The 23,312-nt window shown below is 41.1% G+C and carries 19 protein-coding genes and 1 pseudogene; 12 read left to right on the top strand and 8 right to left on the bottom strand.

Translation table 11 applies throughout. The features are described 5' to 3' along the window. Window positions 1–42: 42 nt before the first annotated feature. Window positions 43–1,029 carry a serine/threonine protein kinase gene (locus tag ACXABW_RS00220; RefSeq protein ID WP_265687081.1) on the top strand — a complete coding sequence of 329 codons (987 nt, stop codon included), beginning with the start codon at window positions 43–45 and terminating at the stop codon, window positions 1,027–1,029. A 37-nt stretch (window positions 1,030–1,066) separates the two neighbouring features. Continuing rightward, a complete protein-coding gene (locus ACXABW_RS00215; RefSeq protein WP_457523417.1) occupies window positions 1,067–1,669 on the top strand; it encodes a thiol:disulfide interchange protein DsbA/DsbL in 603 nt (200 codons plus the stop codon). 38 nt (window positions 1,670–1,707) lie between these two features. On the opposite strand, the gene ACXABW_RS00210 is transcribed toward ACXABW_RS00215, so the two are convergent. Beyond that, window positions 1,708–2,586, bottom strand: coding sequence for an acyltransferase (locus ACXABW_RS00210; RefSeq protein ID WP_457523416.1), 879 nt, complete (start codon window positions 2,584–2,586; stop codon window positions 1,708–1,710). 210 nt (window positions 2,587–2,796) lie between these two features. Between ACXABW_RS00210 and ACXABW_RS00205 the strand changes: the two genes are divergently transcribed. Both ACXABW_RS00205 and ACXABW_RS00200 read left to right on the top strand, forming a co-directional pair. After that, on the top strand, window positions 2,797–3,753 hold the full coding sequence (locus ACXABW_RS00205) for a DUF2860 domain-containing protein (RefSeq protein ID WP_457523415.1): 957 nt from the start codon (window positions 2,797–2,799) through the stop codon (window positions 3,751–3,753). A gap of 110 nt (window positions 3,754–3,863) precedes the next feature. After that, window positions 3,864–4,202, top strand: coding sequence for a hypothetical protein (locus tag ACXABW_RS00200; protein ID WP_457523414.1), 339 nt, complete (start codon window positions 3,864–3,866; stop codon window positions 4,200–4,202). Between the two features lie 44 nt (window positions 4,203–4,246). Here the strand turns inward: ACXABW_RS00200 and ACXABW_RS00195 are convergent. Beyond that, window positions 4,247–4,885: pseudogene (locus ACXABW_RS00195) on the bottom strand (magnesium chelatase subunit ChlI family protein); the annotation flags it as partial. A gap of 468 nt (window positions 4,886–5,353) precedes the next feature. Here ACXABW_RS00195 and ACXABW_RS00190 point away from each other — a divergent pair. Continuing rightward, window positions 5,354–5,728 (top strand): MbcA/ParS/Xre antitoxin family protein, encoded by a 375-nt coding sequence (locus tag ACXABW_RS00190; protein ID WP_457523412.1) that lies wholly within the window; start codon window positions 5,354–5,356, stop codon window positions 5,726–5,728. A gap of 219 nt (window positions 5,729–5,947) precedes the next feature. On the opposite strand, the gene parS is transcribed toward ACXABW_RS00190, so the two are convergent. Beyond that, window positions 5,948–6,373 (bottom strand): type II RES/Xre toxin-antitoxin system antitoxin, encoded by a 426-nt coding sequence (gene parS, locus ACXABW_RS00185; protein ID WP_168524494.1) that lies wholly within the window; start codon window positions 6,371–6,373, stop codon window positions 5,948–5,950. 223 nt (window positions 6,374–6,596) lie between these two features. On the opposite strand from parS, the gene ACXABW_RS00180 reads away from it, so the two are divergent. Beyond that, window positions 6,597–6,767 (top strand): hypothetical protein, encoded by a 171-nt coding sequence (locus tag ACXABW_RS00180; protein ID WP_457523410.1) that lies wholly within the window; start codon window positions 6,597–6,599, stop codon window positions 6,765–6,767. An 845-nt stretch (window positions 6,768–7,612) separates the two neighbouring features. Further along, window positions 7,613–8,425 carry a sce7726 family protein gene (locus ACXABW_RS00175; RefSeq protein ID WP_199449553.1) on the top strand — a complete coding sequence of 271 codons (813 nt, stop codon included), beginning with the start codon at window positions 7,613–7,615 and terminating at the stop codon, window positions 8,423–8,425. Window positions 8,426–8,490: 65 nt separating this feature from the next. Here ACXABW_RS00175 and ACXABW_RS00170 read toward each other — a convergent pair whose 3' ends face one another. The 4 genes from ACXABW_RS00170 to ACXABW_RS00155 form a co-directional block, all read right to left on the bottom strand. After that, a complete protein-coding gene (locus ACXABW_RS00170) occupies window positions 8,491–9,612 on the bottom strand; it encodes a beta family protein (protein ID WP_457523408.1) in 1,122 nt (373 codons plus the stop codon). Next, window positions 9,602–9,994 (bottom strand): hypothetical protein, encoded by a 393-nt coding sequence (locus tag ACXABW_RS00165; RefSeq protein ID WP_457523406.1) that lies wholly within the window; start codon window positions 9,992–9,994, stop codon window positions 9,602–9,604. Before ACXABW_RS00165 ends, ACXABW_RS00170 begins: the two co-directional genes overlap by 11 nt. A gap of 301 nt (window positions 9,995–10,295) precedes the next feature. Further along, window positions 10,296–11,672 (bottom strand): UvrD-helicase domain-containing protein, encoded by a 1,377-nt coding sequence (locus ACXABW_RS00160; RefSeq protein ID WP_457523404.1) that lies wholly within the window; start codon window positions 11,670–11,672, stop codon window positions 10,296–10,298. Next, window positions 11,669–13,366, bottom strand: a complete 1,698-nt coding sequence (locus tag ACXABW_RS00155; protein WP_457523402.1) for an ATP-dependent nuclease — start codon at window positions 13,364–13,366, stop codon at window positions 11,669–11,671. Before ACXABW_RS00155 ends, ACXABW_RS00160 begins: the two co-directional genes overlap by 4 nt. Window positions 13,367–13,771: 405 nt before the next feature. On the opposite strand from ACXABW_RS00155, the gene ACXABW_RS00150 reads away from it, so the two are divergent. Continuing rightward, window positions 13,772–14,065 (top strand): hypothetical protein, encoded by a 294-nt coding sequence (locus tag ACXABW_RS00150; RefSeq protein ID WP_269988323.1) that lies wholly within the window; start codon window positions 13,772–13,774, stop codon window positions 14,063–14,065. Window positions 14,066–14,251: 186 nt separating this feature from the next. Here the strand turns inward: ACXABW_RS00150 and ACXABW_RS00145 are convergent, their stop codons facing one another. Then, window positions 14,252–16,519 carry a DUF2971 domain-containing protein gene (locus ACXABW_RS00145; RefSeq protein ID WP_457523400.1) on the bottom strand — a complete coding sequence of 756 codons (2,268 nt, stop codon included), beginning with the start codon at window positions 16,517–16,519 and terminating at the stop codon, window positions 14,252–14,254. Window positions 16,520–16,786: 267 nt separating this feature from the next. Between ACXABW_RS00145 and ACXABW_RS00140 the strand changes: the two genes are divergently transcribed. The 4 genes from ACXABW_RS00140 to ACXABW_RS00125 all read left to right on the top strand — a co-directional run bounded on the left by ACXABW_RS00140 (window position 16,787) and on the right by ACXABW_RS00125 (window position 23,295). Continuing rightward, window positions 16,787–17,323 (top strand): hypothetical protein, encoded by a 537-nt coding sequence (locus tag ACXABW_RS00140; protein WP_457523398.1) that lies wholly within the window; start codon window positions 16,787–16,789, stop codon window positions 17,321–17,323. Between the two features lie 220 nt (window positions 17,324–17,543). Further along, a complete protein-coding gene (locus tag ACXABW_RS00135) occupies window positions 17,544–18,344 on the top strand; it encodes an abortive infection family protein (protein ID WP_457523397.1) in 801 nt (266 codons plus the stop codon). 288 nt (window positions 18,345–18,632) lie between these two features. Beyond that, window positions 18,633–20,810: a hypothetical protein gene (locus ACXABW_RS00130; protein WP_457523395.1), complete on the top strand. Its 2,178-nt coding sequence runs from the start codon at window positions 18,633–18,635 to the stop codon at window positions 20,808–20,810. Between the two features lie 217 nt (window positions 20,811–21,027). After that, a complete protein-coding gene (locus ACXABW_RS00125; protein ID WP_457523393.1) occupies window positions 21,028–23,295 on the top strand; it encodes an nSTAND3 domain-containing NTPase in 2,268 nt (755 codons plus the stop codon). The last annotated feature ends 17 nt before the right edge of the window (window positions 23,296–23,312 follow it).

The raw sequence follows: 23,312 nt of genomic DNA, 5'->3' as shown, positions 1-23,312 counted from the left end.
GCGATGAGAACCGCCTCCATCGCCACTCAACGAGCCAAACCTATGACTAACCAAGCCTTTAATTTTGATGCACTGACACCCGACTTTATGTGGTACGCCTTAGAAAGCATCGGAATTCGTGCTGAGTCTGGTTTTCTTCCACTTAATAGCTACGAAAACCGCGTCTACCAATTTACAGACGAAGAGCGTCAACGCTACGTAGTGAAGTTCTATCGTCCAGAGCGTTGGAGCCAACAACAGATTATTGAGGAACATCAGTTCACTCTTGAACTGATTGAGTCAGATATCCCCGTTGCTCCACCTTGCCAGATCAACGGCGCAACACTGCATCAATATCAGGGATATTTGTTCGCTCTGTTTGCCAGTGTGGGTGGACGACAATTTGAAGTCGATAACATCGACCAGCTTGAAGGTGTTGGCCGCTTTTTAGGCCGGATTCATAAAGTAGGTAGCCGACAACCCTTTGCTCATCGTCCTACCATAGGTTTGGATGAGTACTTACATCAACCTAGAAAAATCTTAGAGAATTCTCAGTTTATCCCAATGCATCTTGAGAATGCGTTCTTCAATGACCTCGATTTATTGATCGGTCAACTAGAACAACACTGGGATAACAGTGCGACTCCTATTCGCCTACATGGTGACTGCCACCCTGGTAATATTCTATGGCGAGATGGGCCGATGTTTGTTGATTTGGATGACTCACGTAATGGCCCAGCAATTCAAGATTTGTGGATGCTGTTAAACGGCGAACGCCAAGATAAGCTGATGCAGCTCGATGTAATTTTGGAAGCCTACCAAGAGTTTTGCGACTTTAATTCCAACCAGTTGAAACTAATCGAGCCATTGCGCGGTCTACGAATGGTGCACTATATGGCATGGCTAGCAAAAAGGTGGCAAGATCCTGCTTTTCCTATCGCTTTTCCATGGTTCGATGATCCAAAATACTGGGAAAGCCAAGTTTTAGCCTTTAAAGAACAAATTGCGGCGTTAGAGGAAGCACCTCTTTCTTTAATGCCTCAGTGGTAACAGGCTGTTTTGCCTAAAAAGTACAATGGAGTAAAAAATGAAAAAGCTGTTTGCACTTGTTGCAACTCTCATGCTGAGCCTGTCTGCTCACGCAGCTCAATTTAAACAAGGCGAACACTACAAAGTGTTGGACCTAGAAGCCTCTAAAAAGCCTGTTGTAACCGAGTTTTTCTCGTTCTACTGCCCACACTGTAATACGTTTGAGCCGATCATTCAGCAGTTGAAAGACCAACTACCTGAAGGTGCTAAACTACAAAAGAATCACGTTTCTTTCATGGGTGGCAACATGGGACTTTCAATGAGCAAAGCCTACGCAACTATGGTTGCTATGAAAGTGGAAGACAAGATGGTGCCTGTAATGTTTAACCGCATTCACAATATGCGTAAAGCACCAAAAGATGATGCAGAGCTACGCCAAATCTTTGTTGATGAAGGTATCGATGGTAAGAAGTTCGACGCGGCTTTCAATGGCTTTGCGGTAGATTCTATGGTTCGTCGTTTCGACAAACAGTTTAAAGATAGCGGTTTGTCTGGTGTACCGGCCGTTGTTGTAAACAACCGTTACTTAGTTCAGTCTCAGTCGATCAAAACTCTGGATGAGTACTTTGAGCTGGTTAACTACCTGCTCACTAAGAAATAAACACTGCAATAAAAAAGGGAGCCATTTGGCTCCCTTTTTTATTTATGAATATCTTTTAGCACTTGGTCTTTGTCTTGCCAAAGTTCCCCTAGCCATTGCTGGAACTGACGCTTATAAGGCTTATCATTAAAGTAATCACCTTGCACTTGCTCATCGACTGGCAGCACTTTAGTTCTCACCACAATCTTTCTCATACGGCCCATAAGAGCATCTTTAAACGGTTTTTCCGTATTCTCTGGGTAAGCCAGAGTGACATCAACAATATTATCGAACTGCTCTCCCATGGCCGCTAAGGTATAAGCAATACCACCAGATTTAGGCTGCAATAAGTGCTGATAGCCTGCTCGACTTTTGCGCTGCTTTTCAGATGTAAAGCGCGTGCCTTCTACATAGTTAACCACCGTTGTGGGAGTATGACGGAATTTGGCACATGAGCGGCGAGTCGTTTCAAGATCCTGCCCACGCTTGTGTGGGTTCCTAATTAAGTACTCACGGGAGTAGCGGCGCATAAACGGCATATCAAGTGCCCAACAAGCCATACCAATAAACGGGACATATAAAAGTTGCTGCTTTAGAAAGAACTTCGGCATCGGGATACGATCTTTAAACACGCAACACAGCACCACAATGTCAGTCCAACTTAAGTGATTGCTGATCATCAAATACCAGCCATCTTTTTTTAGTTGTTCTCCTCCCTGAATATCCCAATCAATGTCGTTGGATATCGAGAGGATTTTGGCATTGACGGTTGCCCACAGCCACATCACTTTATTTGCTAATGCCGTGCCCGCCGCTTTCGAGCTTTGTGTTGGCAACACAAACTTAAACAACGCAATAATACAGATCAGAATGGAGCAAATTGCTGAGTTCGCAATAACTAGGGAAACATTAAGTACGAGCAATAAATACGCAAACATAGTGGCCAACATCAGAATAGCTAATATAAAGTGACTAAGATCCTGTTAAGCAAGCATAAAGTGCTGCCGACAATAAAACAGTGTGTAATTATACAATTGTATTCTCACAATGGAATCATTCACAAAATGGTCAGATTAGTTTTAATGTGTTGTAATCGACATTATTGAAACATTCAGTCTATTTATGTTTGATAATTAAAAGGAATTTCAATGAACAAGTCTCTCTCTATTGCCCTTTTAAGTGCTGTTGCCATTCCTTCCTACGCAGCACCTGGGCCCGCCGGTATCAGCGGCGAAATTTCACTCAACGCGGGCTACACATCCAGTGACTCTAACTTCAATACTGAAGGCGAGGCGACCATCACTTCACTCGATCAAAGTGGCAGCTCAGAAAGTGGCAGTTTTGTCGGCCCATTAGGTAATCTGGCCTACACCTTCGGCAGCCAACAACAGCAGCAATTGTATATGGGTACCACCCGTGAAGATATCGCGGTCGGTACTTTGGCCTTTCAATTTGGTTACAAATATCAGATCCCTGGTGGGACAATTATCGATGTCGCTTACTTACCAACAGTAATGGCAGCGAAGAGTTGGACTAACCCTTATGAACTGAATACCGCTCGCCAAGAAACCGATGAAGACGGCAATGCGTATCGCCTCACTCTAGATCGAATTGCAGGCTCACCGTTTACCCTAGACTTTGCCTACGGGACGAAAGATGTAGAAAACGACGAACTGGTCGGCACCGAGCTGGCTCGCAATGGAAAAAGCTATTACCTCAAAGCACAATATCGCCAGATGCTCAGCCGAACTAGCTTCGTCCTACCGGCGCTCAAGTACATCAAACACGAAGCGGATGGCAACGCCAATTCTTATGACTCGTATGCATTTGAGTTAAGCTATTTCACTTTCCTTAACAAGCATACGTTTGGTCTCACAGGCTCATATACAGTGTCGGATTACGAAGGTGAAAACTCCTTGTTTGGAAACCAAATACGTTCCGACGATAAGCTCGGTTTATTTGCGGTTTATGAATACGATAAGTTGATGAACTGGGAAAATTGGTCGCTGATCTCGCTAGCGGGCTACAGCAGCAGCGATTCTAATATCACTTTCTACGATGAAACCGAGTACTTCATGTCTCTCGGTATTAACTACAAGTTCTAGTTCTATTGCTCTCACTAACGCTTGGTTACACATTGATTCAGTTAACGTTAGAAAGGATAAAGAAGCCGCCTCATAATAAGGCGGCTTTTTAATTGGAAAAACGTTTGAGCATGAGCAATAAAATCACCTTAGGCTGCCTACTATTCTTAGCTGCTGTTGGCTACTACCTCTTTTCGAGTATGCAGGAAAAAAACAGTCAGATGAGAACCGACTCAGCCATGGCCCTCTCCCATCTTGCAGATAAAGAAGGATGGATAAGCATGGTAGACCAGTTAACTGCCGTCAACAACGATAGTTATGAATTAACAACCGAGGTCATCAAAGAAGAAGACTACCTAGTCACTTCAGTCGGCACAATTAGAGCCGATGAGCTATGTAAGATAGTCACCTACACTTGGGTCAATGGAGAAAGAAAGAGTTACTCAGTCGTCGACGTTAAAGATTGTTAGCCCCCTTACTAAGCGAGCCCATCAACAACTTAGCAGCTTCATGATTATACGGCTTGAGCGGTAAGTTGCTTAAGCAGTCTATCCATGGCTCGGTAGCCTAGCGCTTCAGCTAAATGCGGCCTCGCAATCTGTTCGCAGCCTTCCAAATCTGCAATGGTACGCGCTACCTTAATTATTCGATGGTAAGCCCGAATAGATAAGCCCAACCTATGTAGCGCATTCTCCAAAAACTCGGCGTCTTCCTTTTGCAGTGGACAGTAAGCTTCTATTTCTCGGCTACCTAGCAACGCATTGCTCATGCCACCGCGCTGCCACATGATATTTCTTGCGCACTCAACTCTATGCTTGACCACTTGAGTAGGCTCTCCCCTATCGCCTCCTTGAGCCAATGTCCCTTTCGGTAATGACGGGATTTCTATCGACATGTCAAAACGATCCAGCAATGGCCCCGATAACCTGCCGAGATAACGCAATATAGCTTGGGGATTGATTCGAGACTGATTGCCTTCGTAATACCCTGTCGGGCTAGGGTTGAGTGCGCCCACAAGCTGAAACCGAGCAGGAAAACGAGTTTTGCCCTGTACTCGCGAAATGATAATTTCCCCGGACTCCAAAGGCTCACGGAGTGAATCCAACACTTTGCGCTCAAACTCAGGCATTTTCCTAATATCAAGTTTAAGTAATAAATATTGTCAATTTGAGGCTTTGAATGTTGTGAGTGTTGTCCGAGTTAGTGGAGCGCATCGCTTCAGATGCTAGCGGAACGATAGGTCATTCATTTTTCTATTTAGTCGAGCAAGTAGCTATGTTATCCATTCAATCTGACGTATTCATCTAGCTCCTCCTCATGAATAAATATTCATTTACTCATTAGATACAACAACTGACTCAATCACAGAATTCAGATAGAAAGCGAAACTGCCAGCTAAAACAGTTATTCCCCAAACCTTTTTAGAGTCTGCTCACTTTTAGATAAGAAAGAAGGAATGTTCTTGGTTGCAATCCAATTGGGCAACAGCCTATTGGACAAACTCTAGCCCATAATTGTGCAAGTTGCATGTTCGTTCCAATTAGTTGCAATCTGTTTTTGCTAAACTGGAGTAAGCGTGTCATAAAATCACCATGTGAATAGAATAAGGTTCTAAGCAGCAATGAAAGTTAAAATTAAGAAGACCTGTGATGGTGAAGCTTTCTTCAACATTCCAGAAATACTTCAAGAAGAATTGCAATGGGAAGAAGGCGATCAAATCGAATGGCTCGACAATAACGATGGCTCATGGACTTTACGCAAAGTTGAACTTGAGGATGGTACCCAGTCGAAGTCTATAGAGTACATTCTTTCACAACATCCTACTTTAAAAGAGCAAATGGAAGATGTGTTTGAGGGCTCTGGTTTGGGAGCAGAATGGTTAACTTCCGCAATTCCAGCGCTATCTGGTCTAACTCCGCTAGAAGTTTTGCTTAAAGGTGATTTAAAACGCGTTTTAGAAGCATTAAATCGTATCAGGTATGGTGATTTTTCTTGAGATGCTTTTATCTCAAAAAATCAGGTTGATATGTTGAGCCATTGGCCATCTCTTTCCGGATGAAGCCTACTTTGCAAGGCAGAGATACGCTACATGGGCTGGAACTAACACGCTTGTACCCAATCATATGTGTATAAGAACCTATATCGCAGAACCAAACATACCAACTTTCCCTGCTATGTCAGAAAAGTTGCTTTGTGACCATCGGTAGGTTTCCATTTAAGCCGTGTATCCGTACTTCAACTTATTGATCTCTTCTGTCACCAGAATGATACCGATTTTTGTGTCACAGAGTGAAAGTGGTGTTTCGTTTTCAAACACTAAACTGGGTTTATTTAACCAGTGTAATGTCGCATCACGATCACCAAAATACTCATCTGCTTCTTTGACCATATCGGCAAGCATAAGAGCATGTTCACTGGCAGTTGGGCTTAGGGTTGCGCTCGGCTCTTTCATTTTTCTCTGGAGAGTACGCAGATTAACGCCAATAATTTTCGCATAATCTGTCTTAGTCAGACCGAGAGTTAACATTCCTCTATCCATTGTTTCAACAGGAAGCCCTTGACGAATAATTTTTAGACTATCGATTACGCTCTGAGCGTTACGCTTTTCACATCCAAGCATTTCATAAGCAGCACTGAACATTAAAGTACCTCCGAACCTAACTACACTTACACAATAGGCGTAATTAGATTATTTTAACACGGGAATGTGTCGAGGCTTGCTAGTTGCTCCCGAATCCAAGTATCGTATTGCTGTATATATTATAAACGAAAATGGTTCATGAAAAACAGTTACAACTGATTAATTGATAGGGTTGTTAGCTAGTACGAACTAGCGCGTCGGCACAACACATGAGAGGGCTAGGATGTTGTTTCTAAGTATAATATTCGCATTGAGTTTAGCTATTGGTGCTTTTGCTCTCTATTCGGAAAATGTTCACATTTGGCTCTCGAAACATATGGATGAATATGAAAAAGAGCTAGAGAAAAACAATCCAGAAGAGCTAAAAAAGCTGAAGAAAAAATACCAGCGTTAACAACCAATCACCTGATTCAACCGTAAATTTTATTAAATTTACGGTTATTACTCCTACCTACTAATTCAAGCTTTTGGGAAACACAAAGACAGGCAATACTAGTGGTTGGATGTCATTTTTTTACCATATGTGGACGCCCTGTTTGTTTCGAGTCCAGAGGTGTCCAAAAAAGTTCACAGCAAACTCACCTTCGCCCCTAAACGTTTTTAGAGCATAAGAAACTATCAATAGATTAATTTGTGTGTAAGCCTGTTGAACCAGTTTTTTAGTTCCAGATACGACAAAGCCACAGGCAATGCCTATGGCTATGTAAACAGCTACAGAAGGTTTGTCATTCAATACACTCTGTGTGCAGCGTCGGGTGTTTAATCACCAATGCATATGGGAGGGAAAGCACCTAGACTTATCGTATGTCCTCGGTGGTCTGCTTTGCAATTAAGCCAAGTTCAATTCGATACAATTACTTCTGGCCAGACAATAAATAGCAACTTCAAGAAAAAGCAGGGATACCCGAGGCTCTCAGCGTCAATTTAAAGCTAAGAAACTGATATGGCAAGATTACTTTTCCCTCGTTTTCTAGCTATCCAGCCATTTTACCTAACCATTGATTGGAAAGAGGCATAAATCCTTAGCTTGGGAGCTTTACATGAAGAATGATCAGAGAGAAATTAGAACAGAACCGTTGAGAAATATGGGACTGGAACCTTAATGTTGAGCTCTCAAAGCTAGCCTTGAAGGATCGACATATGTATCAACCTACTCTATTGTAATTAATCAGGGTAAATGATAAAAGGCATCAGTTTGAATTTGAGTAAGTCCTGTTTTGTGTTTTTATGTGTGACGTTATGAAAGAAGCTGACTATAAGGTTGCTACGATTGACTGGTTGATTAGTAAGGGTCATCTAAACCAAGATGCTGTTCTAATCAATGAGTTGCCTGTAGACAATTTCAATAGACGCGCCGACCTAGTCGTCGCTAATGGTAAACTTCACGCGTTTGAGATCAAAAGTGATGCTGACAGCCTAATTCGCCTGAAAGGACAGATTGAAACTTACTTAGCGTTTTTTGATAAAGTTACTTTAGTCTGTTCACCCAAGTTTACGGAAAAGGCAATTGATATGTTACCAAGTGTCGTGGAAGTGCTAGAGCTTGCTACGGACACTCACGGCGATGTATCTCTAAAGGTTAAACGTCGAGGCAGAACTGAAAAAGTAGACACTGCCAGCAACTTTTTATCTTTCGTCGATAAGAGACATTTAGTTAGCTCACTCAAAAGTAAAAACCTAGCATGCCAATTTAGTGAAACTAGAAGCATGTTGAGTGAAAAGTTGAGTCGGCTACCAAAATCATATTGGCGCAACCTAGTTTTAGATTACTTAAAAAACAAGTACCGCCCGACCTGCGAATCCTTTTTGGTAAACAAACATGATGTTACTGAGGTATCAGATTTAACATACCTGAGCCCACAGAAGCTTCATGCTGAGTCTATTGAGATTAGAACCACTCAAATTCGTGATGAAGTATGGGAAATCAGTGGAGATGCTTCTAAAGCCGTTAGTGAGACTGGCGTTGATATATCAGAAAGTATGAATCGGTTTGGTTTTGTTACTTCAACGCCAATTAAAGTAATTCCCAGAGTCGTTAAGCAAGCTACATAATGTAGCTTGCTAGGCTATATTCTTGAGGTTAACACAATTTATTACTTTTATCGTAACTTCCTAAATTACCAATCGAAGTCATCATTGTCCCAATCACCATTGTCTGTAGATACTTGCGGCATAGAAATCCCCGCATCTAGAAAGCGAGTGATTCTTTCAATGTGTAAGTTTAAACGGACAGAAATCCATTTTGCTGGTGTTCCAAATCTTTCTAGCTGATTGTTAGCTGCATCTTTAATGATTTGCGATCCCCAAACATCTAAAGAGTCATCCCAGCTCTCACTGGTAAGAATTGCCCTAGCTGCTCTACCATAAAGTTTATCACGGGGAACATCATCCCCCTTAACTTGCCTTCTGCGCTCAAAAATCCATGTTGCGGGTGTAGGATAGTCCACTCGTGCAACAAATTTAGCATAACTACCTTCATAAAACTCTCCATGTATACCAGCATAGTCACCATAAATTGCAATATTCTGTCCGCCAAGTGCGTGATAGTTTTCCCACTCGAGCATAGGAATCTCGCCATACTTACCTTCGCGGTCTTGGGTATATGATTGGAACATTCGAGGGAAGCTAGAGCTTGTGGTTACTACTTCGATACTAGGGTCGATTAAACGTAGCTCATTTAGACCATGAATCGTTGCGTCGAGAGTCGCTTTTTGATGCTCTCTAGAAATTTGGCCCGCATCTAGAATAAATAAAATATTGTCGGTAGAGCCGATTACAGAAGCAGCAGTCATTGCCGCTGCAATCTCACGGCGGTGCAAAGGGTTAACTCTAAGTACAACTTTACCAAATTCACTCTCAAATCTTTGTAATTGCTTTACAAAGTCTCTCTTTCCCACATTCTTATTTAGAATTAGGGATGGAATTAGTAGGTCGTTCACTTTCTTAGCATTTTCGAAGAAGCTCGCCCATTCATTAAAACCATTATCCGATGACAATAGTTGCTCATAGTCCTCGACCTGTAGTCTTTTACTATCGGAAAAGCCTAGTATCGCTGGCTTATCAAAGACGCTTTGCCATTTTTCAAATGCGCCTGAAGCAGTAGCAACACGACTAGCTTTCGATAAACATACGAACGGTAGGATTTTTTCTTTGGTAGAATCACCCAGTTTCTCAACACCTAGCAATTCAGAAGCGCGAGTTCTCAGAGTTGGTATGTACTTATACTGGCTAAAATTCATCTTGATCCTCGCTTCTTCGGGTTCTTGGTATTGGACGTTCGAATCTATCTAGCCCTGAAGTTAGATGATTGAGACTAATGTTGGACTTTGAAAGCTCACTTTGAAGATACTCTTTATCACTTGATCTTTCATTGAGTAAGTCATTGATCACATCTTGTCGTTCAGTATGGCGTTGATCTTGAGCTTGCTTCTCATCTCTGTGTCGAACCTCTTGGTATATCAATACTAAACAGAGTATAAAACTTACCCCCCATCCAGAAATGAATACTGTACTCTCAACAATTTGCGAGTATGTAATATCTTCTGGAATAAGAGTCTTGAACGCGGATAAGACACCGAGAACAGAGACCAACGCCGCAAGAATTTTGATGATTACCTTCAAACCACTTACCTTCCAAGCTAGCAATAATAACGTAAATTTTAAACAAATCAGTCGATTAAGTATGATAATTGAGTAGCAGAATTAGATAAAGGAAATTCAGTTCATAACTGCTAATGTAGTAAATGCTATAAAACAGAATTATCCATAGCCTGAATTTTACTATGAGACTTGCTAACTCAAATGTGCCCCAAAGCGAGTTACAATCAGGGGCAAAAAAATTATTTACAGGGTCGCTAGATATCACACATTTTTTGAGTCAGTCTTCTACTAGACTCCATCGGTGTTTGTGTACAGATGCATACTAGTTATGAGTAACGAATCCCAGTTCACCAATGGAGTCCCTAACAGCCGCCATATCTTCTTTAGCGAGTAACTCGTGATCTAAAGCCAATACCAACCTCTTCTTGGCACGAGTAAGAGCGACATAGACCTTTTTCCATTCTTTATTAAATCGGTTTGCTTCGCTAATAGCATTTTGGGTCAAGTATTTTAGGGTATTAGAGCTAAGTATGATTACACACACATCAGCATCCAATCCCTTGATAGATTCGATACTTTGGACTTTGAATTGAACGTCATTTCCCGTACAAGAATTGCACAGCTCAAGTAATTGGGCTAAGTGTTGTTTACTAAGTGTCAAGCCATGACTGGCTTTTAGCCTATTGATAGCAATTCTTGCACCGACTTCGGCGACATCGTCCATAAAGTCAGAAAAAGCTGCTTTAACAAACAAAGCTTTGTCTTTCTTGTGGTTAGAATCACGAATCATTTCCTCGATCTCTCGTGGGAATGCGTGTTTGTGTTTAGACGAAGTTGTATAGCGACCATTCTTTTTGTCGATACAAACAAGTTGTTTTGTATCTAAGTAGTTCGTTAGTAGCTCGTCATATCGTCCGTCCGTCGATTCAATGTACATGAGTTCACCAACCATTTCTGATAGTGACTCTTGTTGTTGACCTTCATAACAGAAGCTGTTTGAGACCGCTAGTATCTCTGTGGGTACTCGTCTGGTTTGATTGTTGATCGGTAGTATGGTCGCGTATTCTTTTGGAGCTACTTTTCGAACGAAAGCATCAAGATCTTGGGGAAACTTGATGGCTTGTTTTGGATCTCCGATCATATACACATCAATATCGTTGCACCCTAGAACTTCGAAAAAACGGAGTGCATCTTTGTCTAAGTCTTGGACTTCATCGATGAATATCTTGTCAAAGCAGCTTCCTAGAATAGCCAATAGTCTGCGGACTTTTGCTTTCTTCGCTCTGTTATTGTGCTTGCTGATGGTTTCATCAACAATTTGTTTAGCGATGTTGTATACGCTCTCGGCATGAATGACGTTCTTATCTTTTAATCGTTTTAAGTGCCAGTTTTTGAATCTAGCATCGCTCGGTAGCATCATTATTGATGCGTCGTTATACACATCTCCGAGAGTGAATGACGAGAATGGGTAGATGATTTCGTTTAACAAGAAGCTATGTACGGTCTGTATACAGAGATTCGACGGAATAAAGCCATGTTGTTTGATTATCTCTTGCTCTATCTTCGCTGTTGCAGAGTTTGTGTACGTCAGTGCAAATGTCTTTTTGTGACTAGTACAAGCTTCGATGTGCTCTATCAAAGTCTTTGCTAAGCCATAAGTTTTCCCAGCACCTGCACCAGCAATCTGTACTTCTATCATGATACCTCCTCGATGACCTCAGCGATGTGAGCTGGTAACTTGATATCCAGTGGATTCTCTTCATCAACCATCGCATCACATACATCAAGCATTCTTGCTGTCTTACCATTAATCATGTGCTTGGATACTGCGTCGAGGTCGCCTTCCATTTCGAATAAATCATTTAGTAAAGCTAGGTTGTCTTCTGCTTCTACTAAATCAATTTCAAGTGTGTAGTTTGTTGTTGTTCTTACAGTGACATTCGCATGCGCTGTGTCATAGGCATCATGTTTGGCTTTAGCCGCATCTGAATTGTCATAATCACGGACAACACCAATTTTCTTATTCTGGTTATCTTTGTTCAAGGCTAGCCATATATCTAAGAAAGTGGCGTAACCACGTTGACCAATTGGAATAATATCGATGTCGTTGAGGGCTGGTTGTTTAGACAGATAAGTGCTGATTAGCATTTCTTCAGTCGGCCCCTCTACGAGAATTACTTTGTTCGCAAACAGCAGCTTTAAGATGTCGAAGTTAGGTCTCTTTCTTAGGTAGTCAACTAGCTTAGTTGGAGTATCAGACAGACTAATTGCTTTCTCGCCAGTAAACGCCAACACATTAGAAAGCTTCAACTTGTTGATGATCGATGGGTTATGGGTCGAAATGATAGTTTGTACAAGCGAGCCGCTGTTGCTTGAGCTTTTCTCAATGAAGTCTCTTACTAAACGAAGGTTGTTAACGCTCAAGTGTGCTTCTGGTTCTTCTATACAGCACAAGTTGAATGTATCACCACATGACTTGTAGTAAGCAAACAGGATGAGTATGTAGATAAGATTTCGTTGCCCTAAGCCTTTTTGGTACAGAAATTCATTACCGTATTTCAAAGTGATGTTCGATAAGATGTTCTTCAAATTAGGCAGGTTAGGAGTGCACTCAAGCTGTTTGATAATACTGTCGTAATTCTCAAAATCGTCACTAGCTCCAATGACTTTGTCGAATGTTTCAGTCTTTTCAATAGCACTAAAGAACTCAGAGTAGGCTGTATTGATCTGACCTTTGTCGTCATCGTTGAGAGTGTTCATAAGCAGCTTGGTGAAAATGCTATTGGACTTCATTGAACTGCTTTCTGAGAAGTCATCTCGCTCTGCATTGATACTATGGATACTGACGTGTTTTAAGTCACTGTATGCGATAGGCTTTTCGTTGTTCACAGATACGACTTGGTAGTCATAAAGCTCAACGGGTAGAGTAAACCAGTTAATATCATCTAAAGTCTTACCAGCGAGCGATTTCTTTACAACCTCAAGCAAGTCTTTGTCGTCTTTAGGCTTAAAGTCGTATCTAATTTTGTATGTTTCTTCGCCTCCATCAGCAACAATCCACTTAGCCAACAGAGCTGTTTCATAAGCATCTTTCGGATCTGCGAACTCTACGGTTACGGATACTTTAGGGATCTTTGTAAGCTGATTCTCTTCAGTGTCATCATCGACAACAGACTTTAGAAAATCAATCACGGCATCTTTGTTAATGTCTGAGACACTCAATCGCTTCTGGTTGAAGTCTATTTGGTTGCCGCTTAACGGTAACGAAAGTGCGGTGAAAAAGTTCGTCTTACCAGTATCGTTTTCACCAATGACAACTGTTAGCTGCTGAAGCTGTGCTTCGAAAAAGCGGAAGCTGCGGTAGTTTTTGATCGTTACCTTTTTGATGTACATAAGAATTCCCCTCAAAAGCATACAAGTGCATATGCCACTAATGTACTACAAGTCATGTGGTTACTGTATTGTTCCAACTACTTGTTGGTGCCTAAGTGTGATCGCACGTAACTCGGAAATGTCCATAACCTTCACGGGGCTACTTCTAGCTCAGAAATGCCCCATTCTGTGCCAGCGTCAATTGAGCCTGTTCCCTGTTGCTCTGCCTCATGACTTAGGTTTACTAACACGTTTTACATGTTTACATAAGAAGGATACTTCGCTGAGTAACAATGAAAATTCAGCGACTTTGTTAATTGCTCAGTTGACTATAGGACAGCTATAATTTCAGCTACTGCTTAGTTGTTATTTGGTACTGGTTAACATCCAAGTAATGATTAATCTTATCAGCGACAGGAGTTCACAATGAAAGTTTATGGACAAAAAACGATAGAGGTCGTTGTTGATCGATGTTGTGATATCTGTGGTACTAGCGTGATGGTCGATTCAAATGGCGTTAAGTTAGAAGAGGTTGGTGAGCTGACTGCTAACTGGGGATTTGGGTCAAAAATGGACGGTATTACCCACCACCTTGATATGTGTGAAAGTTGTTTTCAAGTTGCATTATCTGCTCTAAAGGAGCATCGTCGAAGCATTGTGATGTTCGATGATGAGAAAGACCTTCCCGATGAAAGGTTTGGTCAACAACCTGTTGGCTAAAATCAGACTCGCGTGTTAGTGAAACAAGCCGTTTCCCAATTGTGCAACAGCCTGTTGCACAAATTAGCCTGAGTCAAAAATGCCCCATTATGATTTATAGCTCGAATAGTTGTTTCAGACAATTTACTAGCTTTGAGATACAAAAAGTAATAGATGGCGAGAAACAAGATCCCCCGAGGTTCTCAGTTAGATTTTTGAAATATCGATATCCCGATACTCTAAAGCGAAACAGTTATCTTGTGAGATAAAAGCTTCTCGTAAAGTTACTTTGGGCACATGGCTTTCTCTCTTGGAGTTTATAGTATTAGTTATATTTGCTATAAGTTTTCTCTTATCATCAGGGAAATCGCACCCTAGCGTAATACTGCAAATCCTAGCGTTGATTTTGGTGCGGTCGGTATTCGGGTACTCAAAACTCTCAAAGTTGATCTTTTCTTTAACATTAGTGAATATTCTAACTTCATCTTCGTAAGACCAGTCTTTGTTTTTGGTTAGAAGGTACTGATTAAAAACGTATAAATCTTTTTCTAAGTTTCTTTTAGATTCATTCACATAGTTCACTTTTTCAACGCCAACCCCACAAGGAAATTCCCCGCCAAACCAATACTCAACCATTATGCCTTGATGCTCTTGTGCGTAGTGAGACCACATCAACATAGAATTATTGTTGTTCGATAGTGAGCAGATACGATAGTTGGTATCTATGAGATTATCCGAATCAAGCTTCCTTAATGTTGGTAGTTCAATGGGATCATTTAGCTGTTTTTTTGACGCAAAATAGAAGTACTGGTTTGTAAGTGCATCAATACTATTGACGCTAAAAGGAGAGTACTTAAAAAGTCGGCCTGATTTTGCTGTAAAGGTGTGCCATTTGAACTGGTTGATCAAGTCAGCATTGTACCAGTGTCGCAAATCCTTATATTCTTCTTCTGCTATCTCTATGTTGGGTAATCTTTCTGCACAGCTAATGTAGTTACCAATGATAATGTGATTGTGGTCTTTTGATGAGCGCATTAGCTCTATCGCAAGCTTGTAGTATTCGAATGCATGACTAAGTTCTTTTTTGCGCTCATGACACACGCCAATACAATTGTACGATGACATAGTTGGTTGATTGCTAGCATGAAACTTAGTGACATTTTCTATGACAAAATCAAATTCATTGCACTCTATGCCTAAGTTGTATAAACGTATGAAATCGTCACTACTCATATCTCCATTAGATAATTTGACTTTCATCTCTGCTAGCTGTATATCGTAGTACGCGTCGTTCCACATGGTTTTTAATGACTTTAACTCACTACTCAAATGCTCATAGATTTGGTGTTTGATTAGGTCGGGGGAGTCAAATGCCTTAATCACTTCTCGATATATTCCCCATCCATCAATTGTATCGTTGAAGTGTGTCTTTTCTAGGAATAGTCGTTCTAGCTCATCGATTTTATGTTTGCATCTAACAGCTTGATATAGAATTTTAGATTCATCGCGCAAGGTATCTGCCTTGTCATTAATAACCTCCAAAATTTGCTTGTTCACCGGTTGCTTTAGGTGTGACAACGCTAGCAAGTAATACAGGCGTCCGTTTACATCGCCTCGGTAATCCAAATCGTCTGTTGAAGCTTCTTCATGGTAAGTAACGACGTCTTTATATTCTCCAGCCTGAAAAGCTTTTTGTATTAGCTCCTGCCTCAGAGGGTTAGCTTCGCCTTTCTCTGATTCTTTAACATAAGCTTGGTAAATTGCTTTGTGGTCGTCACCCAAGAACTGATCGACCTGCCAGTAACTAAGCTTGCTTAGCGCAAACTCTTTACTGATTAAGTTGCGATTAAAATACGCCTCAATGATTTCAACACTTACTCTCTCCATTGATTCTATTAGGGCTAAGCAATCCTCAACTTCATCAAGATAGAAAAGTGCAAAAACAAGCATATCTCTCCTGCAAGTAACTTTGCTGTCTTGAATTAAAGATTTGATAAACTGCCAGTCTTGAAGACTAAAGTTTGAGAAGTGTTTTCTGCGGTAGAACAGGTTATCGATTGTGCGGCCCAGTTGCTCAAACTCATTGTTTTCATAATCGAGTTTTAAAGATGTGATGCATGAATTCGTATCATCATCCGTTATGAAGAGTCCCCAATGAGCGTGAGCGTTATTTGGGTTTAATTTTTTAGCATGTCGATAGAAGCAGGCTGGAATGTGTTGTTCATTGAATGAGCTGTAAATCTTATTGGCGGTATCTCCAAGGTAGCAATAGGCGGACGATTCATCACTGTGTCGTGAAATTACTTCGGCAATAACATCATCTAAGCATTCTTGCTTTAGATATTGGATAAAGTAATAAAATCCTAGATGCCATTCATTATCATCAGACTGCCAACAGCTATCTAAAAAAGTTAGCTTCGAAAATTCTTGGTCTTTAATCCAACTGATTATCTTTTTATCATCAATGCTGCTCATGTCATCCATTCTTTTAATCGCTTGTATTATCAAGATTATGAAGAACTAGAAGGCTAATGTCTTGCTTCTTGTCAAGTTTGCATAGTTACTGATACTCTTCAATCTAGATTTGTTACACTTGGTACTTACTAGGGCAAAAGAGCCCCTTTCCGTGCCAGAGACACTTAACTTTACAAATCATATTGAGTTGGTTTGACCTAATTTTCCTTATCTGTGTAGTGTTTAGTAAGATGGTGTTTGACCAAACCTTTTACTTATAGGAAAACAATGAACTTTACTGAAACAGAAAACTTAGTAGATTTTGGATTAGGCTTGTATGCCAAGGAATATTACGAAGCAGCTCGGACTCTCAAGGACAATGGCTCAAAAGGTACTCCGTATCATTTAATGCTAGCCATATCTGCCGAGTGCTTTTTAAAGAGTATAAGGACAACCACGCTGTGGGATAGGGGTTTAGGCGTAAAAGTTAACCACACAAAAAGAACGCACGATTTAACGAGCATCTTCCACAAGCTTGAATGCAATTACCCACGAGATGCAGAGTTTTTGAAGAATGGTTATATGAGCAAGTATTCTCGATCATTCAAGGAAGACCTCAAACTAAACAAGAACGTATTTACTCTTCGCAGATACCCTTACTCACATAAAGGAGAGATTCCAAGACCTCCCATAGCTTCTACTCGGGACGAACTGCTGTATGGTTGCAAGTATGAAAATGATATTGCGGTTTATGAGAGTCAACTCGAGGATGTGGCTGAATTCCTATACGACGTAGTTGTTCCACATATTATTTCCAATGGGTGATCCGCCCCATCGATATTGGACACTAAGTTAAGTGACCTTCCATACTTGCAGTTAATCATAACTTGCTAATTTAGTAAGGTTAGTGAGCCGTTTATGCCCCAAACTGCGTTAGTGCAAGTATTCTTAATATTTCTACTGCCTTGTCTTTGACTGAACTAATCTTATGCATTTAATATCATTAAATGCACATAGCGACATGTTGATGACTCTGGAGAGTGATTTGAAGCAATTTTTGGTTAATAGACAATGCTACTTAGATGAGTACACCGATTTAGAGAAGATTGAATATCTCCAAAACATGCTTATCTCAAGGGCTACAGGAGGTGATGATAACAGCCAAGATGATTACAAAATTCTACGAGACTATGTTATCAACCATTCAACCTTAAAAGCCTTATGTCCTTCGTTCATAAAAACGAATAGAAGCCTCGATCAGTTTTGGGGGTTCATACAACCAAAGTTTGAAACCTACAAAGAGCGAAGACAGTACATATATGGGCAGTTTGTTGCTAGTTTAGACTTTCTCGAAGGGAAGCAAGCCCACCCAGCGAATCAGTCTATTGATGAAGTACTGAGTCAGTTCAGTGAAGACAGCATTCATAGAGCATGGCAGAAAGCATTAGAGCGTAAATCTCACGATCCAGATGGTGCTATTACTATGGCCCGAAGTATCATAGAGTCAGTTTGCAAGCACATTCTTCATGATAGAGGTGTGACGTTTGATGAAAATCGCATTGAGCTTTCTGATTTATATAAATCCACCGCTAAAGAATTAAACATGTCTCCTGAACAGCATTCAGAACAAGTATTTAAGCAAATACTTGGTGGTTGCTCTGGTGTTGTTAATGGTCTAGGCACGTTGAGAAACAAACATGGCGATGCGCACGGTGACAAGCGAAAATCAGCGAAACCCAAAAAACGACACGCGGAATTAGCTGTAAATCTCGCAGGCGCAATGGCTTTGTTCTTAGTCGAAACACATTTGGAGTCACACAACCCCGAACTAACTGTAGATTTTTGATCCTTGGACTACAGGATGGGCTGACAAACATCAGTTAGCCCTTGCTTAACGGTTTTTGCCCCATAGAGTGTTAACAGATGCGCTCTGTACAATTAGTTATTCTAAGGCAGAGCACTTACATATCCGTCAGCCCCAACTCCTTACCTTTCTCCTCGAAACCTCACCACCCACATCCGCTTGCGACCTACATCACGTCCTTCTTTATGCATTCAATGTTATATTATGACCAATGGAATTAGACATCTAATGGCCTATTTTGTGCCGAGAAGCAGTTTTAAGGGAAGAGCAATGAAACTAAAAATAGATCTAATCAACTGTTATGGCATCAATCAGTTGTCGAAAGAATTTGATTTTACAAAATCGGATACTAATGATGGATTAAACTCACTGTATGCTCCCAATGGAACGCTCAAGACCTCGCTAGCCAAAACGTTTAAAGACATCGAGAATAATAAAGAGACCAAGGATCTAATATTTCCAGATCGCGCCACTACAAGAGATATAGAGATCGATGATGTTGATATTGAAGCTGAACAAGTTATGGTTATTGAGTCCTACAATGAAAGTTACAGCTCTCAGCAGTTATCGACTTTACTGGTTGATGAGAACTTAAAACAACAGTATGACCTGGCATTAAAAGAAGTTGATGATAAACGGAATGCGTTAATCAAAGCCTTGGTAAAATTTTCTGGTAAGCAGGCTAAGGCTATCCCCGAGCTTATCTGTGAAGCTTTCAGCAGACCAGAAAAGCACCTGCTAGAGTTACTCACCGAGTTGTATCAACAAGAACACCTGGATTATAGCCATTATAAAGCATTTAAGTATGGTAGCTTGTTTAACCCGAAAGTGATTGAACTAATCTCTTCAGGTGATTTCAATCAAGAGCTAGCAGAATACGTTGAAACTTATGACAAGCTCATTCAAGAATCTACCGTTTTATCGAAAACCTTTAATCACCAGAGAGCAGGTGATGTATCAAAAAACCTGAATGACTCGGGTTTCTTCACAGCCTCACACAGCGTGAACTTGTCTATTAAAGGTGAAAAGCAGGAAATTACATCAAAAGAACAATTAAACCAACTACTTACAGATGAGCAGGATAGGGTTCTGAAAAGCCCTGAACTAAAAGAAAAATTTAGTAAAGTAGACGGGAAACTGAAAAACAAAGATACTCAAGTTTTTCGTGATTTCATCGCAGAACATCAAGAGTTGTTGCCAGAATATCAAAATCTGCCTTTACTTAAGCAGAAAGTTATTCTGGGCTACTTACAGTCACAACAAACCCTTTGGGAAGATTTGGTTGTCACCTACAAGCAAAATCAAGAGTTGGTTGGAGACATTATTCATCAGGCTCAACAGCAAAAAACAACGTGGGAAACTGTTGTAGATACTTTTAATAAGCGTTTCAGCGTGCCATTTAAGTTAAGTGTCGATAATCAGGATGAAGTGATACTCAATAATGTAGCCCCTGCGATCAAATTTGAGTTTAACGATGGTCGTGGAGACACTGAACAAGTGAACCAAGAAAGCCTGATTGCAGCGTTAAGCCAAGGCGAAAAGCGTGCACTCTACATTCTTAATGTACTATTTGAAATTGAAGTGCGGAAGCAGAATATTCGGCCTACACTCGTTATTATCGACGATATAGCTGACTCATTCGACTACAAAAATAAGTATGCCATTGTTGAATACCTGCGCGACATTGCCAAGACTGCCCACTTCCACTTGCTGTTGCTTACTCACAACTTTGACTTTCACCGAATCATAAGTAGTCGTTTAGGTGCAAAACGTCAGAATCGACTAATGGCGATAAAGTCCCCAGACAGCATAAATATCAGGCAAGAGATGTATCAAAATGATGTCTTTAAAGCTTGGAAACAAAGGTTACATAACAACGAAAGTTACATGCTAGCAAGTATTCCATTTGCCAGGAACATTGCCGAGTATTGCGGTCACGAAGAGCACTTTCTTAAGCTTACTTCATTACTACATTCAAAACCTGATAGCAGAGACATCAAAGTAAGCGATGTGCAGGCGATCTTCCGAGAGGTGTTTATTGATCAGTCTGAATTAACGTTGCCAGATGGCGATGAACTTGTCATAAACAAAATTATTCAGCAAAGTAATGCGCTAGTAACTGCTGACAATGAGTCCCCCGAGCTTGAATGTAAAGTTATTTTAGCAATGGCTATTAGGCTTAAAGCTGAAGAGTTTATGATTGCCAAAATTGCTGATCAAGCCTTTGTTAACTCTATCTCTTCGAACCAAACCCGCGAACTCTTTGATAAGTATGTTGACTTGTTCCCAGCTGAAGGCGAGACCATAAACTTGTTGGATCAAGTTAACTTAATGACACCAGAAAATATTCACCTGAATTCGTTTATGTACGAACCAATTTTGGATATGTCCGCTCATCGTTTATACATGTTGTATTCAGGTATTTCAGAGTTATTGGAATCACAATAATGGCGTATTAAAGCACTGTTTTTTTTAAATTTAGTTAGTTTAGGCAGCATGAAAAGAAGTTGTTGTTCATACATCGGTTTACAGCGCGAGGCATTTTTTAGTTTGCAGTAGGTAAAGTGTTTATAGCGTTGTCCGCCTAACAACTGGACGTTAAGCCCCAAGAAGGGGACAAGGGATTGCTGAGCCCTTTAGTTTCTTAGCCTTGATTTGGACTAATATGTACGACTTACACCTTCTTGGATGGAATAGTTTCCAACAGCTTTGCCTTACAATCACCCGAGAAGTACTTGGGCAAACGGTACAGTCCTTTCTGGACTCAAACGATGCTGGACGGGATGGTGCTTTTGCTGGTAATTGGACACCTTCCTCAGGAGAGCATCTTAGTGGAAATTTTGTGATTCAGTGCAAGTTTACAAATAGACCCTCTTTTTATCTCACGAAGTCCAGCATAACGGATGAAATACCTAAAGTACGCAAGCTTGTCGCTGATGGTTTTTGCGATGTTTATATTTTGATGACGAACGCTGGGGTGTCTGCCAATCAAGAATCGTTAATAAAATCAGAGTTGCTTAAAGCCGGCGTGAAGCACATTCTGATTTTAGGTTCTACATGGATCGAGGATCAAATCAAAGAAAATACACGGCTTCGGATGCTCGTACCTCGCGTATATGGTTTAGGAGATCTCAGTCAAATTCTAGACGAACGAGCCTACGCTCAGGCTCGTGCAGTTCTGGAATCGTTACGAGAAGATTTGGCTAAGGTTGTAGTTACGGATTCATACCGAAAGGCAGTTGATGCTCTTGATAAGCATGGGTTTGTATTACTCATAGGCGAACCAGCTGCGGGGAAAACGACCATTGCATCGATGTTAGCAATGGCGGCTGCAGATAAATGGGACTCGTCTGTTCTCAAACTAGATGACCCAGGAAAGGTCGTCGAGCATTGGAACGTGGAAGAGCCCACTCAATTCTTTTGGATTGATGATGCTTTTGGCGTAACTCAGTATGAGTCGCCGTTGGTTCACGGGTGGAATCATTCTCTTGTGCAGATTAAGGCAATGTTGCGCCAAGGAGTAAAGATCGTCATGACTTCAAGGGATTATATCTACAATCGTGCTCGCCATGACCTAAAGGAAAGCACTTTTCCACTAATCAATGAGAGCCAAGTCGTGATCGATGTTCATGAACTATCAGATCTTGAAAGGCAGCAGATTCTTTACAACCACTTGAAGCTCGGAAAACAACCCGTTGCCTTTTGCTCTTCGATAAAGCCGTATCTTGAGTACATTGCAGCACATTCACGCTTCATTCCAGAAACAGCACGCCGCATCGCTGACCCTTTATTTACTAAGGGTCTTTATTTGAGCGAATATCATTTGGGGCAATTTGTAGATAAGCGCGAACAGCTTCTTCTTGAAGTGCTCCAAGGGCTGGATGTTAACGATAAGGCCGCACTCGGCTTGATCTACATGAGAAAAGGCCATCTAGAAAGCCCTATCACGCTACAGAAGTCTGAGCCTTTGGCATTGGAACGACTCGGCAGTACATTAGGGGAATGTATCACAGCACTAACTGCACTCAATGGTAGTCTTGTTACGCAAGTGCAGACTGATGATCAGCCAGTATGGTGCTTCAAGCATCCGACGATTGGAGATGCGTACGCGATTACGCTATCCCTCAGCACAGACTTGCTGGGAATTTTCTTAAGTGGAAGCTCAACTGAAAACCTAATATCACAGGTCACATGTGGCAATGTTGGTATTGAAAAGGCAGTTATTGTTCCCAAGTCATTATTCACAATGATGATCGAGCGGTTAAATGAGTTCACGAAAAGTACCAAGAACAAGGTGCAATGGCTATCGTCGTGGGGCGCTAGATGGACGCTCTACCGATTCCTAGCTAATCGCTGCTCGGAAGAATTCTTGGTGATGTATCTTGCGCAAAATTCAGAAATCCTACAGCGTATATCTAATCCGGGTTTAAATCTCAGCGTGGTACCCGAAGTTGACCTTGCTATACGCTTGCATGAGTTTGATCTTCTTCCCGAAGTTAATCGGAGAAAATTTGTTGAGACGGTCAGTAGTTATGCCATCGAAGGTGAAGACTTATACGCTTTGGACGACTCTGGTATAAGAAGCGTTTTTACTGAGAGTGAGTTTGATGAACTCATTGAGACTGTTCGTTGCAACTTGTTACCCAATCTGGCAGATGTGCGGATGAATGTTCAGAGCAATTATAACTCTTCTGAGGAACCGGATGAGCACATGCAAACTATGCTCGAGTCGCTTAACATACTGAAGATTAAATTTAGCGAAAATGAAGATACAGTTAAGGTTATTGAACGTGAGCTTGAGCTCGTTAATGAGTGGATTGCCGAGTCTGAATCCCCAGAACCGAAAGTCAGCCCTCGCTCCTTTGGTACGGTGACTCCCCCTGAGGAAAAATACGGCACCAGAAGTATCTTTGATGATATTGACGATGACTAGCAACGAGGCTCACAGGC

Source organism: Vibrio paucivorans, from assembly GCF_054053395.1.
The sequence above is the reverse complement of the archived record's forward strand: the minus strand, read 5'-3'. Positions and strand labels throughout refer to the sequence as shown.